This is a genomic window from Paraburkholderia sp. MM5384-R2, assembly GCF_014201025.1.
Classification (GTDB): Bacteria; Pseudomonadota; Gammaproteobacteria; order Burkholderiales; family Burkholderiaceae; genus Paraburkholderia; species Paraburkholderia tuberum.
Map to the genome: position 1 here is coordinate 341,380 of NZ_JACHDI010000002.1, position 14,707 is coordinate 356,086.

10 protein-coding genes and 1 pseudogene are annotated in these 14,707 nt (G+C 63.9%); 4 read left to right on the forward strand and 7 right to left on the reverse strand.

Features of this window, described 5'->3' with window-relative positions; translation table 11 throughout:
- Nucleotides 1–35 precede the first annotated feature (35 nt).
- Entirely contained in the window at nt 36–434 is a 399-nt protein-coding gene (locus tag HDG37_RS05530; protein WP_184045073.1) for a 2-oxoglutarate dehydrogenase, read from the forward strand.
- A gap of 116 nt (nt 435–550) precedes the next feature.
- Here HDG37_RS05530 and HDG37_RS05535 read toward each other — a convergent pair whose 3' ends face one another.
- Both HDG37_RS05535 and HDG37_RS05540 read right to left on the reverse strand, forming a co-directional pair.
- Nucleotides 551–964, reverse strand: a complete 414-nt coding sequence (locus HDG37_RS05535) for a VOC family protein (RefSeq protein WP_090810736.1) — start codon at nt 962–964, stop codon at nt 551–553.
- Nucleotides 965–1,292: 328 nt separating this feature from the next.
- Nucleotides 1,293–1,826 carry a helix-turn-helix transcriptional regulator gene (locus HDG37_RS05540; protein WP_184045075.1) on the reverse strand — a complete coding sequence of 178 codons (534 nt, stop codon included), beginning with the start codon at nt 1,824–1,826 and terminating at the stop codon, nt 1,293–1,295.
- Nucleotides 1,827–2,563: 737 nt separating this feature from the next.
- On the opposite strand from HDG37_RS05540, the gene HDG37_RS05545 reads away from it, so the two are divergent.
- Complete coding sequence (locus tag HDG37_RS05545; protein ID WP_184045077.1) at nt 2,564–4,678, forward strand: glycoside hydrolase family 28 protein; 2,115 nt, start codon at nt 2,564–2,566, stop codon at nt 4,676–4,678.
- Nucleotides 4,679–4,837: 159 nt separating this feature from the next.
- Here the strand turns inward: HDG37_RS05545 and HDG37_RS05550 are convergent, their stop codons facing one another.
- On the reverse strand, nt 4,838–5,911 hold the full coding sequence (locus HDG37_RS05550) for an AI-2E family transporter (RefSeq protein ID WP_184023719.1): 1,074 nt from the start codon (nt 5,909–5,911) through the stop codon (nt 4,838–4,840).
- Between the two features lie 416 nt (nt 5,912–6,327).
- Between HDG37_RS05550 and HDG37_RS05555 the strand changes: the two genes are divergently transcribed.
- Nucleotides 6,328–7,569 carry a hypothetical protein gene (locus tag HDG37_RS05555; RefSeq protein ID WP_184045079.1) on the forward strand — a complete coding sequence of 414 codons (1,242 nt, stop codon included), beginning with the start codon at nt 6,328–6,330 and terminating at the stop codon, nt 7,567–7,569.
- Between the two features lie 39 nt (nt 7,570–7,608).
- On the opposite strand, the gene HDG37_RS05560 is transcribed toward HDG37_RS05555, so the two are convergent.
- Nucleotides 7,609–8,397 (reverse strand): hypothetical protein, encoded by a 789-nt coding sequence (locus HDG37_RS05560; protein WP_184045081.1) that lies wholly within the window; start codon nt 8,395–8,397, stop codon nt 7,609–7,611.
- 380 nt (nt 8,398–8,777) lie between these two features.
- Between HDG37_RS05560 and HDG37_RS05565 the strand changes: the two genes are divergently transcribed.
- The gene (locus HDG37_RS05565; protein WP_184045083.1) at nt 8,778–10,364 is read left to right on the forward strand and encodes a phospholipase D family protein; all 1,587 of its coding nucleotides are present in this window, start codon (nt 8,778–8,780) and stop codon (nt 10,362–10,364) included.
- A gap of 8 nt (nt 10,365–10,372) precedes the next feature.
- Here the strand turns inward: HDG37_RS05565 and HDG37_RS05570 are convergent, their stop codons facing one another.
- The 3 genes and pseudogenes from HDG37_RS05570 to tssH form a co-directional block, all read right to left on the reverse strand.
- Nucleotides 10,373–10,927, reverse strand: a complete 555-nt coding sequence (locus HDG37_RS05570; RefSeq protein ID WP_409259948.1) for a hypothetical protein — start codon at nt 10,925–10,927, stop codon at nt 10,373–10,375.
- 106 nt (nt 10,928–11,033) lie between these two features.
- Nucleotides 11,034–11,417 (reverse strand): SHOCT domain-containing protein, encoded by a 384-nt coding sequence (locus tag HDG37_RS05575; protein ID WP_184045085.1) that lies wholly within the window; start codon nt 11,415–11,417, stop codon nt 11,034–11,036.
- 545 nt (nt 11,418–11,962) lie between these two features.
- Nucleotides 11,963–14,656: pseudogene (tssH, locus tag HDG37_RS05580) on the reverse strand (type VI secretion system ATPase TssH).
- Nucleotides 14,657–14,707: the final 51 nt, after the last annotated feature.

Genomic DNA, 14,707 nt, shown 5'->3' on the forward strand with positions numbered 1-14,707 from the left:
TTCGCGCGAAACCCTCTGACTACTTTTTATGGCGAATGATCATGTCTTCAATCGATATCTTGCGACGCACTCTGGCGTTGTTCGTCCTCGGTGTGATCGTCGGCAGTGCGCATGCGTTGCCGCCCCAGCCGGTGGCGCCCGTGACGCTACCCAACGGCGGACACGGCGTGGACGGTCCGTTCTTTCCTCACAACCGTGCCAACGCGGTCGCGCCGACCACCGGCTCGACGCTGCAGCAGCAGGCTCAGCAGCGAGTGGAGAACAGACTGGGCGCGAAATCGGTGCTCAGCAACGGCTCGTCGATCACCAAGGCCCAGGCGCAAAGCGATGGGCTCGGCTATATCGCCAGGCATTTTGACGAGATCGATACCGCGCATTCGGGCCGCGTGACGTTGAACGACGTTCGGCAGTATCTGCAGCAGCATCAGCAGTGAGAGTCAGCTAGTCCAGTGGTCCGGGATGAAGGCCGGCGGTGCTTCGCGATCGTGCGACGTGGCGTCGGCCGTATGCGGCTGCGCGCCGCGCCCGGCGCGCGGCGGATCGCTCACGCTCACTTGCCCGTTGCCGCCTGGATCATCTTCCATCCATTGCCCGCCGGATCGCGAAAGCCCGCATCGACGCTGCCGAAACGATCCACCGGCTCCTGCGTGAATTCCACGCCGCGCGCCTTCAACTGCTCGTAGCTCGCGCGACAGTCGGCAACGGACAGCACCAATGGCGGCATTGCCCCCTTCGCGACCATCGCGCGCAGCGTTTGTGCGGTCGCTTCATCGTGGACCGGCGGCCCCGGCGCGAACAGTCCCAACTGGAAAGTCGGCTGTTCCGGGTGCTGGACCGTGAGCCAGCGGTAAGCACCGTTGCGCACGTCGGTGTGGACGCGAAAGCCGAGTTTGTCGACGTAGAACGAAAGCGCCGCATCCTGATCGTCGACGTACAAACCGACCACATTGATACCCTGATTCATAACTCCTCCTCGCTGGTTGAGGGTTCGACTGTATCGCTGGCCACGCGGCGGCGCTTCTCCAAAACTGCGATCGGCAGGTTCGGGCGTTTGCCCGGCCTTCGGCACGTTGGCGCGCCGGCTTCGGCGACGACCGCGCGAATCTCGTCCTCCGAGTAACCGAGCGCGCCGATCGGATCGGTCGGCGACGCGACGCCGCCGGAGGCCGCGAGACGCTAAAGCGCTCCGCAACGGTAGCGGGGCATCGGTATCGCGGCGCTCGCGCGTCGAACGCGAGCGCTGCGTCCCTTCTGATCGTCGACGTGCGCGCCGACCACATCGATACCCTCATTCACGACGTCTCGCTGGTAGGAGGCTCGGCAGTGTCGCCGACCACGCGGCGGCGCTTTTCCAGAACTGCCGTAGTCAGATCGGGGCGTTGCGCGGCCTTCAGCACGCAGGCGGGCACGCGATCGAGTTCAGCGGGATTGGCGCGTGCCTGCACGCGCATCTCGCTCGGGCTCAGGCCGGTAATGTCGCGAAAGACGCGGCCGAACGTGCCGAGGCTTTCCCAGCCGGTCGCGAACGCAATGTCCGTAATGCCGAGGTTGGTGTCACGCAGAAGCGTGGTGGCCTGTTCGATACGCCGCGTCAACAGATAGCGGTGTGGCGGCACGCCGAAGGCCCGCTTGAACGAACGCGCGAAGTGCGCCTCCGACACGCCGCTGACTTCGGCCAGCCGCCGCACGGGCCAGGCTTCGTGCGAGGCGGCATCGATGCGGTCTTTCGCACGCAGCAGGCGACGCAGCAGAGCCGGGTCTTCAAGTGCTTCGGCGCCGCCCGGGACGGGGGTCGGCTGGACTGCAGGGTCGTGTAAGCCGGGCATATGTTCGCGTTAGAACCGATAGCCGATGCCCGGCCGCCGCCGCGCCAGGAACGATCGCGGCCATGAGGAGCGTCCAGGCCAGGCTTTGTCATCGAGCGGCGGGCCTCGTGTTGATGGAAAGACGCACAAGCTGCGGCCGCTGGCCCTGACCGCAACCCGAGGCCATTGTTGCACGGCTTTCCGTGAACTTCGCATCAAAGGCCGCTCGAAAATTATTCGATTTATTTAAAGCGATGACAACGGTGCTGTGGACTCACTGTCATCAGGCGCAGCATCTCTTGTTATACGTTGTCGTATGACAATGACTGACGAGAGTGATCGGCCAAGCGCAGCATGGACGGCCGGTCGCCCTCGAAAGCCGCAACAGTCCAGGAACATCAAATTGTCACGGTGTAAGTTCGGGTAAGTACTGCATGTACCTAGACGCGGCATTCACCTAAGATTCATATGTCGTCATATAACTATCGCGCATCGCTACGCCCATCGACGTGTACCAGACCAACTCAGGCTGATCGATAGATGTCCTTCCGAGCGACGCTTCAGCAGCACGCCCCGCCGCACTTGCGCGCACCGCCCACCGGGCGAGCGCGGGTGTCCGATGCGCGGCGTCGCCCGGCATCCGGCGCCGTCGTACCCCCGCCCCGTCAAGAATAAAGACAGCCAACCATCGAGATCCGTCTCCCGGAGCCGGAACACATCTAAATACTTAGTATTCTTACCAACAAAAGGATGACCCCATGCTTTACAGAGTCACCGTCATAACGTGCCTGACCGCGCTACTCGCGGCCTGCGGCAGCGGCGATAACGCGCCGCCCGCGTCGAGCACGAGCAGCACCACGCCGCCGGCATCGGCCGCGCCTGTCGCCTTCAAGGTCGGCACCACGACCAGCGACCCCGATCTGCCCACGGCTCCGCAATTGCCCACCGCCGCTCAGGTCTGCAGCACGCTCGAAGCCAGCAACAACCTCGTGAGCCAGCCGAGCGGCGCACTTGGACCCGAAGCCGACAATGGCACCACGTCGGCGATTCTGAATCCTGACCAGGCGCGCATCCAGGCCGCACTCGACGCCTGCGGCGCCGCCGTGGACGCCGAGGTCGGCGCCAGGATCTACGCCGCGGACTCCGCAGCTGCCGCGTCGCAAACCGCGGCGGCCGTGCCGAACATCAACATCAAGGGCGCGTCGGCGCAAACCCTCGCGGGCTCGCAGTATCGCGCGACGAAGTACGCGGTGCGCCTCGTCGTGTCGAGCACCGGCGCGGGCAACGCGTTCATCACGGGTCCGCTGACGCTGCCATCGGGCGTGACGCTGTGGATCGACAACGGCGTGACCGTCTACGCGACGCGTGACGTGATGGCCTATTCGCCGAACCCGGCCGGACCGTACTGCGCGAACACGGCCGTCAGCTCGACCAAAGCGGGCAGCTCGGGCAACTGCACGGCGCTGATCAACGGCAGCTACCTCGTCAACTCGGCGGTGGTCGGCGGCGGCACGATCGATAGCCGCGCGGCATCGGAGATCGTTAGCTCGAACAGCCTCTATCCGCTGATGCGTGTCGACCTGAGCTGCACCAACACGTACGTCGCGTATAAGGCGGGTACGCAAGCGACGGACGGCACGGCTTGCGACGATGGCGGCACCTTCGTGAACTCGAAGGCTTCCGCGCGTCACATGACGTGGTGGGATCTCGCATGGCTCGGCAACATGGTCGAGAACGGCACGACCGGCGTCGGCTCGCAGTCGAACTTCCGCATGATGGTGTTCAACTACGCGAAGAACCTCACGCTGTTCGGCATCACGCTGAACAACAGCGCGAACTTCCACGTGGTGCCGAGCGGTGTGGACGGCCTCACGGTGTGGAACGTCAAGGTGCAGACTCCGTCGGCATCGGCATCGGCGAACCCGGCTGGTAACGGCAACCCGAACTACCTGGGCATGGTGCCGACCATCGATACCGCGAAGAACACCGACGCGTTCGACCCGGGTTCGGCCTCGAAGGCGGCCACGCAGGCGCTGACGACCGGCAGTACCACGACTTCGTCGGCCGGCAAGATCGCGTTCGACGGCTACCTGAAGAACGTCGTGTTCGCCTACAACTACATCAGCACCGGCGACGACGACATTGCGATCAAGGGTTCGAACAACCCGAGCCCGGCAGGTTCGGGCCTGTATGGTGTCGACGGCGATCGCGACGTCGCGACCGATCGCAAGTATGGTTTTGTCATCGCGCACAACCATATTTACGCGGGTCACGGCGTGTCGGTCGGCAGCGAGACCAATGCGGGCGTGACGAACGTGCAGGTGTACGACAACTCGTTCGATGGCTCCGAACAGGCGCTGCGCATCAAGTCAGACTGGGCGCGCGGCGGTCTCGTGACGAACATCAACTACAACAACATCTGTATCCGCAATAGCGGCCAGGCGCTGTTGTTCACGCCGTACTACAGCACCAAGGCGCTGTCGAATCCGACTTCGCCGCTCTATCCGGACTTCCACGACATCACGCTGTCGAACATCCACATCATCGGTGGCACCTCGGCGATCTTCGAGGGCTTCGAGGCGAACTCGGGCGGCATCGCGCACGCGCAGATTCCGCTCGGCATGACGCTCAACAACGTGCTCGCCGATTCGCCGGAGAACGTCGCGGTCACCACGTCGGATGCGAATCTGACGCTGAACGAAGTGAACCTGCCCATCTTCCCGTCGACCGCGAACCGTGTCGTGCTGAACGGCTCCGCGTCGCAGTCGCTGTCCACCAGGAAGGCGGTCGATTGCAGCGCCGCTTACGTCGACTTCCCGGCCATCGGCGATTCGTCGACGAGCGGCCAGACGTGGTCGGGTTCTTCGCAGTAAGCAGCAAGCTTTAAACGCTGATGGCAGCAGCGTGCGGCGGCGGCAAGCCGCACGCGTCGAGATAGACGTGTTTCATTCGACGGCCCGCGCGGACTATTCCGCACGGGCCGTCTTCATTTCATGCGCCGGGTCGATCATATGTCCGCCATGGTCGGCGCTTCACGCGGTCTGTTCGGTCTTGCCGTAAGTGAGCCGGCCGTTTTTCGACAGCAGCACCGCAACCGGCCGCGTCATTTCGAACTCGGAGAAAATGATCGTCATGCTGGCGGTGATCGGCACCGCGAGAAAGGCGCCCGGCACGCCCCACAAAGCCGACCACACGGCCATGCTCGCGAGAATCGCGAACGGGCTCAGGTTCAGGGAGTTGCCCGTCAGATACGGATCGAGAATATTGCCGATCACGAAGTGAATCGCGGTCAGCGACACCAGCACGACCAGGATCGAATTCAGGTCGCCGAACTGCAGCACCGACATCAGCACCGGGAACACGATCGCGAGCACCGAGCCGATATAGGGCACGTAGTTCAGCAGCGCGGTCAGTATCGCCCACAGCCCGGCGAACTCGAGGCCGACGCTGCGCATCGCGAGCCAGCAGATCCCGCCTAGCAGCACGCCGAGGAACGTCTTCAGCGCGAGATAGGCGCCAATGCGCCGGTTGATGTCGGTGACCACGCCCCGGATGCGCGCCGCGTTGGTCGAATTGGCGGTCATGTTCGTCAGCTTGTCGCCGAACGTCCGGCGCTCGATCAGCAGAAAACTCGCATACAGCACGATCACGAACAGGTCGATGATCACCGACGACAGCGACGCCAGCATGCCGGTCACCATCGCCTGAATATTCAACTGTGTGAGCATGTTCCGCCGCAGCGATTCCCACGTCGGCTCGCTTTCGAGGTGCAGCAGCGTCGAAATCTTGTGGATCATCAGCAGGACCGAGTCCTGGTAGCGCGGCGCGAGCGCGACGAGCGCGTCGTAGTTCTCGACGAGCATGTCGACCGCGAAGAAGATCGCGGCGCCGATCAGGAACATCGAGAGTCCGTAGCGCAACTGGACCGGCAGCCGCGGGCCGATCACCGGAATGCGTTGCAGCAGCCGCGTGAAGTCGACCACCACGTATACCGCGATCGCGCCGAACACGATCGGCACGAAAACCGCGCGCCCGATATACAGCACCCAGCCCACAATCAGCAGCAGCACCACTACATATACGGACGCTTGCAATCTGTCGGTCATTGGTCAGTGCTCCATGAATCCGCAAACAGGTGCGCCAGAGAGTCACCCCAAGGTCACCCGAGGACAAAGGCGATGGCCGGGCACCCGCCCGCCGTGCGATCCCCTTACCAGCCGGTCGCGCGATGGACAGCACCGATCTTCGCACAGAACGATGACAGCTCGCATAAAAAGCGCGCCAGATCGCTCCGCCGGCAAACTCCGGGCCGACACCTCGAAATGCGCCAGCAGAATGTCGCGAAACGTTGTGATGCGCCGGATTCGCTCGTGAAACCCATCTGCTACGCTCCCCTAATCGGTTTCAATCACCTGACGATGCAGTGAAGCCGCGCTGCGCGTGCCCGTGCGATGTCCGCGCTATATCTGTGCGCGATGTCCGATTGCACGCATCCTCTCACCTCACGACATGGGAGTACGAGATGCTGCAACGGCTGGGGTCGCGATTCGTCGCAGTGGGTCTGATGTGGACATTGTCCGCTTGTGGCGGTGGCGGGGGCGGCAGCGGCGCCGACCCGGCCAGCACCGGCTCGAACGGCGCGGCTGGCGCGACCACGCCAGCATCGAGTCCGGCCCCAGCGTCGAGCCCGTCGAGCGCATCCGACGCGAGCGCCACGACACCGAAGCTCGCCGCCGCGACGCCGATCACCGACGGCACGACACTCGGCGCCGCCATCTGGCCCGCGGGCGTCACGGCTTCGGGCGCAACCGGTCAGCCCGTCAGCGGACTGAACTGCGGGTTGCGCAGTACCGCGTACACGTACGCGCATCTGTCGATCTACCAGAACGGGCAGCTACTGACGCTGCCACCCGACATCGGCATGGTCGAGCCGACCCTGACCACGCCGACTGGCTGCGCGTATCCGGTGCACACGGTCGATTCGAGCGGCAAGATCCATATGGACGCGACGACCGGCGCGACCTATACGCTCGGCCAGTTCTTCTCGATCTGGGGCGAGACGCTGAGTGCGTCGAACGTGGCGGGTTTGACCGCCTCGCCAATCGCGATCTACGTGAACGACGGCGGCACGCTCACGCAATATACGGGCGACCCCGCGAGCCTCGTGCTGAAGCCGCATACCGAAATCACGGTCATGGTCGGCACGCCTGTCACCCAAGTGGCCACCTACACCTGGACCGATCCGCCGCCGTTCGACCCGAACCCGATCACGCTCGTCTTCGGAGGCGTGGTCGGCTCGTCGTTCTGGCCGAACGGCACGACCTCGACGGGCGGCACCGGCACGCCGGTCGACGGCCTGACCTGCGCGCCGGACATGAGCGTGCTGTACCACGTGCACGCGCACCTCGCGATCATCAAGGACGGGCAGTGGCTCGCGTTGCCGATGAACGTCGGCATCCTGTCGCAATGCACGTATGAGATGCATACGCACGACAACACCGGCATCATCCATATCGAAGCGCCGAACCTCAAGACCTATACCCTCGGCGAGTTCTTCGATATCTGGGGCGAGCCGCTGACGAACACGAACGTCGCGGGCATCATGGGCGACGTGGTCGCGTATATCAACGACAACGGCGATTCGCGCCGCTATATGGGCGACTTGCGCAGTATCGAGCTGACGTCGTTGCGCGATATCACGCTGCAGATCGGTACGCCGCCGGTAAGCACGTTGGCGACGTATTCGTGGTACGAACCGCAGTGACGTCGGCCGGAGGCCGCGTCACTTCGCCATGGCGCGGCTTCAACGCGACGTACCCGAATGCCCGATACCGCCCGGCCCGCGCGGCACGATGCCCGCGACGGAGCGCGGCGCCGCGTTCGCGACCAGAATCATCGCCGCGCCGGCGAGACCGCTCGCCACGTGCTTCAACGCATGGCCGGCGATCACGTGATGCGTCAGCTCCCATATCTGCCAATCGAGGCTTTCGAAAATCTTCGCGACCCCGTAGAAGACGATCACGAGCGTCCATGCGATCACGCCGTCCACCTTGCGCGTGAGCGTCAGGCCGACGATCAGCATGAGCCCGCCGAACTGAAGAATCGCGTAAGGCCACAGGCTGTTGAACACGAGCCAGTAGCCGACGGTGGCGGGCGACACGACCACCATGATCAGCATCTGCGCCCAGCCGACGCGCTGTCCGCTCCACGACGTCCATAGCATGGCGAGGATGCCGGCGAACACGATGGTCATCGGCAGGCGGTCCCAGACGAGCGTCGCATCGTTCGGCGCCATGTGGTAGTAAGCCGAGCCGAACGCGGTGAAGAGCAGCCCGAGCGCGGCGACGACCATGCCGGGAAATTGCGCCGGCTGGTTGGACGCATGCCGCCTGACCCAGCCGAGACTAAGCACACCGGCTATCAGAATGACGACGTTCGACAGCACGTCCGCCGCATGGTGCAGCGGCCCCAGCGAGCGTTGATCGGCGAAGTGGTGATACGAGGCCGGCTGCGCGAGCGGCCATATCATCTGCAGCGCGGTGCCCACCACGAAAAGCAGCACGCTAGCAAGCAGCAAGCGGGAGATCTTCACGTTGCTCGACTCCACAGTGGGCGAAACGCTCGAAGGCGCCGTGAACCGGACCCTTTATGACCCTTTACGCTGACACGGAGCGGGTCACGCTCGATTGCATGGAAACCATGCGGTCGATGCGCGGCCGGGTTGGCCCCCGTTCGAATTCGCGCAGCCTGCTCGTATCATCGGACAAAGCGCTTTGCGCAACAAGAGCGTCGGGCGGCGCACCGATGGGCATGCGCTCATAGTATTCTTCTCAACCAATGCAAGTTGCGTGCAAGCATGCGCGCGACACCGTCAGTACAGGCGGTCGAGCGAAGCTTTGTCGAGCAACGCCACGCGATGTTCCGATTCTGGAACCGGCCGGCTCGCGCGACCCAAAGGAAGACCTGGACTCCATGCAAGCGCAGATACACCACCCGTCGTTCCCGCACCGCCGATGGAGAGGCGCGCTGTGCGCGCTGCTGTGCGCAAGCCTGCTGGCCGGCTGCGCGCCGTTACCGTCGCTCGAGGGTCGCCAGCAGTCGCATGCGTTGTCGCCCGCGGTGGCCGCCACCACGGATCTCGGTCGCGCGGTCGCGCCCGAACTGGCCGCGCACGCGGGGCTGGCGGGCATTTATCCGCTGGCGGATGCGCATGTCGCGTTTGCCGCGCGCATGGACCTGATCCGTTCCGCGCAACGCACGCTCGACATCCAGTACTACATCTGGCGCGACGATCTGACCGGCACGCTGCTGCTCGAACAGATCCACGAAGCGGCGGACCGGGGTGTGCGGGTGCGCCTGCTGCTCGACGATCTCGGCATCGCCTCCGCGCTCGACCCGACACTGGCGGCGCTCGACGCGCATCCGAACATCGAGGTGCGCCTGTTCAACCCGTTCGTCGTGCGCAGCCCGAAAATCCTCGGCTTCGTGACCGACTTTTCGCGCGCCAATCGGCGCATGCACAACAAGTCCCTGACCGCCGACGCCACCGCGACGATCCTCGGCGGCCGCAACATCGGCGACGAGTACTTCGATGCCACCGACGGTGTCGTCTTCGCCGACCTCGACGTACTCGCGGTCGGACCGGCCGCGACCGACGTCTCGCGCGATTTCGACCGCTACTGGGCAAGCGCGTCGGCGTATCCGGTCGGGAAGATCCTGCCGCACGAGAGCGTCGATGAGCTGGCCACGCTGGAGCGTAATGCGCAGGCGATCGAGCAGGATCCTGCCGCCGCTGAGTATAAGCAAGCGCTGCGCGGCCCGCGCGTCGTGCAGAACCTGCTCGACGACAAGCTGCCGCTCGACTGGGCCAAAACGAAGATGATCAGCGACGACCCCGCGAAAGGCCTGAACGATGCGCCGCCGGAAGCGCTGATTTCCCACCAGCTCCGCGAAGTGATGGGCCAGCCGACGAAGTCGCTCGACCTCGTCTCCCCGTACTTCGTGCCGGCAAACACGGGCACGCAGTATCTGAGCGGGCTCGCCGCCCAAGGCGTCGACGTGCGGGTGTTGACGAACGCGCTCGAAGCGACCGATGTCGTCGCCGTGCACTCGGGGTATATGAGGCGGCGCGTCGAGTTGCTGCAAAACGGCGTGCACCTGTATGAATTGCGGCGCGTGGCGGGCGCCACCTACAAGAAAGAACAGTCGCCGGGGCCGTTCGGCAGTTCCGGGTCGAGCTTGCATGCGAAGACTTTCATCGTGGACTCCCAGCGGGTCTTCGTCGGTTCGTTCAACTTCGATCCGCGCTCCGCGCATCTGAATACCGAGCTTGGACTCGTCATCGACAGCACCGAGCTCGCGACGCGGGTCGATCGCAAGTTTCTCGCGCTGCTGCCGACCGTCGCATACGCGGTGCATCTCGACAAAAACGGCAAGCTGTACTGGATCGAAACCAACGGCGACGTCCAAACCCGCCACGACACCGAACCGAATACGACGTGGTACGCACGGCTCGGTGTTTGGATGCTGTCGATTATGCCAATTGAGTCGCTGCTATAGCTCGCAGTTCAGAATCGTCGCAAATCGCGATCTCGCAGGGGATCGGGCGTGCGCTGCGTCTCGCGCAACACGCCGTTGGTGTCGAACGCGAAATTGAACAGCATGTGGTGGATGTTGCTTTCGATATAACGGTATGACCAGACTTCGCGTTGCGAGAGCCGGAAGAACTGCGTTTGCACGGGGCGGCCAAAATTGATCAGCACATCGTCGCGCGTCCATTTGCCGATTTCCGCGCGATTGAATTCGCTCAACTGCAAGACCTGACGCACGTTCACGATCTTGCCTGAAGCGTCGATGTCGGCGGCGACGGTGGTCGAGCCCATCGGCTGGGTCGGCCACATCAGTCGGCGGCCGCCCCCCGGCAGGTCATAGACTTCGCGCGGCGGACCCATGCGGGCGACGATCGCCGCTTGATCCTGACCCGCCTGGAATTGCTGCCACGGTTGCGCGCAAGCCGCGAGCATCAACGCCGTCGCGCACGTGAGCGCGGCGCGGCGCAATGCCAGCGGCGCGCGTGCGGTTCGCGCGGCAGCGTTCCGAACGTGGGCGAGGCGGGTAAGCAAGGGTTCCTCCCGTTACGTTCGATCGCGCGGTCCCTCACCGCGCAAAAGCCGAGGCGACACGGGCTGCGCGCCCGCTCGCCCATGGCTGCAGTCAGGTAACCGACGCTTATTGCACGAGCTTCGCGCGCAGACGCGAGTGCTCTTCCCCGGAAATCGAACCGGACGCTTTCAGCTTGTCGAGCTTCTCGATTTCGTCGGCGACACTGAAGCCCACCACATTGCGCAGATCTTCGCGCACCTGCTTGGCCCGCGCCTGATCGCGTTCCGCCATGCCGCGATGCTGCGTGAGCAGATACGCGAAGATGCCGATATACGGCAGGATGATGAGAAAAATCACCCACAGAACCTTGCCCCATCCGGACACGTCATGGCGGCGGAACAGGTCGCTCGATACCGTGATCAACAGCCAGAACCACAGGATAAAGATGAAGATGGAGAAAACGTCGGCCAGAAAATTCGGGAATGTGAAACCATCATTAAAGAAAAGCATTGTTGTTCTCCAGTCATTCCGGTTGCAATTGAAAGGCTTAACGGATTTCGACCTATGGTTGCCCCGCTATGGATGGCGCATACGATCAGCACGGCAGCGCCGAAAATCTACCATGGCCGCATGTCGATTTCGCACGCGTATTCATACTGTATGAAAGACATGCATGAGTTTCAATGGCTCGTTTAAACCACAAACTCGCTGTTCGTCACGTCTTTCGTTGGTGCTCCTCACTTCGGGCGCCGCAAATGCATGATGCGGACCTTTTTGTCTTTATAGCTTATCCCGATCGTGTAACGCGAGCAATTTTTAAGGATTCCGTTCGATTGACGATTTGTGGTGGTGTGGCGATCATGCCGCGTGGCATTGAACATGCATATGTGAAAATGATGTCAAAAAACAGTGCTTTTGCCTGGCAAAAAAAATGCCAAAAGAGACGTTTGCGAAGCATCCATGCAGCCCCTGACCGGCCGGCTATGCGCCTCGTCACGCCGCTGCACGATCAACGACTCGTCATTCGCGATGCAGGTCACCGGGTGCGAAGCCGACTACACATGGCAGGACGACCGAACCACGAGCGCTTCAACAGGCGCCGCGGCTGGATCGGTCACCTCGATCGTCATATGCGTGAGCGCGCTTTTCGCTGCAAACGCATCGAGCCACTGCCGGGCGAGGCGCGGCAACACGTGCTGTTCGATGAAGCCGATCAAAAGACGCGCACCGGTCTCCTGCACGAGGCAGCGCCCGACGATGTAGTCGACCACCTCCGCCGCATAACTCAGCGCGATGCGGTTGTTGTCCGCCATCCGCCGAACGACTCGATCGAGATGCAAACGCACGATCCGCGCGAGCGAATCCGAGCCCAGCGGACGATATGGCACCAGCGTCACGCGTCCGAGGAAGGCGGCCGGAAACGCCTTCAGCAATTCCGTCGAAAGCGCGGAACGCAGACCGTCAAAGTCCGGCGCAAGCATTTCGTCCGCGCATAGGCTCGCGGTCAGATCGGAGCCGACATTGCTGGTCATCAGGATGGTCGTATTGCGGAAATCGATATAGCGACCATCGCCGTCTTCCATGTAGCCCTTGTCCAGCACCTGGTAGAACATTTCGTGCACGTCGCCGTGCGCCTTTTCAATCTCGTCGAGCAACACGACCGAGTACGGACGTCGGCGCACCGCTTCGGTCAGCACGCCGCCATCGCCGTACCCGACGTAGCCGGGCGGCGCGCCCTTGAGTCCCGAGACCGTATGCGCCTCCTGCTACTCGCTCATGTTGATCGTGATGAGGTTCTGCTCGCCGCCATAGAGCGCCTCCGCCAATGCGAGCGCGGTTTCCGTCTTGCCGACGCCGGACGGCCCCGCGAGCAGGAAGACGCCGAGTGGCTTGCGCGGGTCCGCGAGCCCGGCGCGCGCCGTCTGCACGCGCTCGCCGATCTGCTGCAACGCGTCGTGCTGGCCGATCACGCGCGCTGCCAGCGTAGCGGGCAGCACCTGAACGGCGCTGACCTCATCGGTGATCATGCGTCCGACTGGAATACCGGTCCAGTCAGAGACGATGTCGGCGACGATCGCTTCGCCGACTTCCGGGAACACGAATGGCGTATCCGCCTGCAGGTTCGATAACGTCCGCTCCAGCTCGCGCAACGTCTCCAGCGCGGTCGCCGCGCGATCGCGCACTTCGGCCTCAGGACCGGCTGCGGCGGCGCGCTCGCTTTCGACCTCGCGCGCGTGCGCCAGCGCCTTCGCCACATCGGACTGGGCCTGCCAGGCGGCTTCGACAACACTTTCCTCGAGCTCGAGCGTCGCGATGGTCGCCTTGACGTCGGCCAGCGCAGCCTCGCTGCCGAGCCCGATGCGCACCTCGTTACCGAGCAGCTCGGCTTCGACGCGCGCGGCTTGCAAGCGCTCGCGTATCCGCTGCAATTCGCGCGGCGGCGCATGCTGCGATAGCGCGACGCGCGCGCAGGCGGTGTCGAGCAGGCTGATCGCCTTGTCCGGCAACTGACGCGACGGGATGTAGCGATGCGACAGTGTCACGGCTGCGCGAATCGCTTCGTCGAGAACCACGACGCCATGATGGCTCGCGAGCGTGCGCGCGAGTCCGCGGACCATATCGATCGCGGACGGCTCCTCGGGCTCGGCGATCTGCAGCACCTGAAAGCGCCGCGTGAGCGCCGGGTCCTTCTCGATGTGCCGCTTGTACTCGGCCCACGTCGTCGCGCCGATCGTGCGCAACGTGCCGCGGGCGAGCGCCGGTTTCAGCAGGTTCGCCGCGTCGCCGGTGCCGGCCTGGCCGCCAGCGCCGACCAGCGTGTGAATCTCATCGACGAACAGCACGACCGGCGCCGACGACTTCGCCGCCTCCTCGAGTACCGACTTCAGCCTGGCCTCGAACTCGCCCTTCATGCTCGCGCCGGCGAGCAGCGCACCGACGTCGAGGCTCAACAGCCGCACGTCGGCAAGTTTCGGCGGGACTTCGCCGGCCGCGATCGCGCGCGCGAGGCCTTCGACCACCGCCGTCTTGCCAACCCCGGCGTCGCCGGTCAGCAACGGATTGTTCTGACGCCGGCGCAACAGCACGTCGATCATCGTGCGAATCTCGACTTCGCGCCCAACCACCGGATCGATTTCACCGGCGCGCGCGCGTGCGGTCAGATCCGCGCAAAACTGCGCGAGTGCCGCGCCCTTCACCGATGCAGCGAGCGCACCGGACGCCTCGCCCGGCACCGCCGACGAAAAGTCACTCTGGTCGTACGGGGTGTCCTCCGCTTCGGGGGAGCCGGCAATCCACGCCGGCAACGCATCGTGAAGGCCGTCGACGGCAATCTTGCCGAACTCCGGCGAAATGGCCAGCAGCAAGCGCCGCAACTCAGGCGTCTCGACAAGCGCCGCCATCAGCCATGCGCCGCGGATCCGACCGTCGCCGAATGCCAGCGTCGCGACCACCCACGCGCGCTCGATTGCCGTCTCGACGTGATGCGAAAAATCCGTGAGCGCGCTCGCGCCTGACGGCAGCGCGGCAAGCGCGGTCTGCAGGTCCCGCTCGAGCAGTTCGCGGCTGATGCCGCAGTGTCTGACGATGCGGTGCAGGTCGCTATCGGACTGCGCGAGCAACTGGTGCAGCCAGTGCGCGAGCTCGATATACGGGTTGCCGCGCAGCTTGGAAAACGCCGTTGCGGATTCGATGCTCCTGAAGAGCGTTGCGCCGAGCTTGCCGAACAACGCGTGGCGTGAAATGGACATGATGACGTTGCAGGTAAAGATGTTTGTAGCGGAGAGGCATGGCCTCGCGTC

Coding starts and splice junctions, on each gene's coding strand:
- HDG37_RS05530 (WP_184045073.1), top strand. CDS start 36: ATGATCATGTCTTCAATCGATATCTTGCGACGCACTCTGGCGTTGTTC.
- HDG37_RS05535 (WP_090810736.1), bottom strand. CDS start 964: ATGAATCAGGGTATCAATGTGGTCGGTTTGTACGTCGACGATCAGGAT.
- HDG37_RS05540 (WP_184045075.1), bottom strand. CDS start 1,826: ATGCCCGGCTTACACGACCCTGCAGTCCAGCCGACCCCCGTCCCGGGC.
- HDG37_RS05545 (WP_184045077.1), top strand. CDS start 2,564: ATGCTTTACAGAGTCACCGTCATAACGTGCCTGACCGCGCTACTCGCG.
- HDG37_RS05550 (WP_184023719.1), bottom strand. CDS start 5,911: ATGACCGACAGATTGCAAGCGTCCGTATATGTAGTGGTGCTGCTGCTG.
- HDG37_RS05555 (WP_184045079.1), top strand. CDS start 6,328: ATGCTGCAACGGCTGGGGTCGCGATTCGTCGCAGTGGGTCTGATGTGG.
- HDG37_RS05565 (WP_184045083.1), top strand. CDS start 8,778: ATGCAAGCGCAGATACACCACCCGTCGTTCCCGCACCGCCGATGGAGA.
- HDG37_RS05575 (WP_184045085.1), bottom strand. CDS start 11,417: ATGCTTTTCTTTAATGATGGTTTCACATTCCCGAATTTTCTGGCCGAC.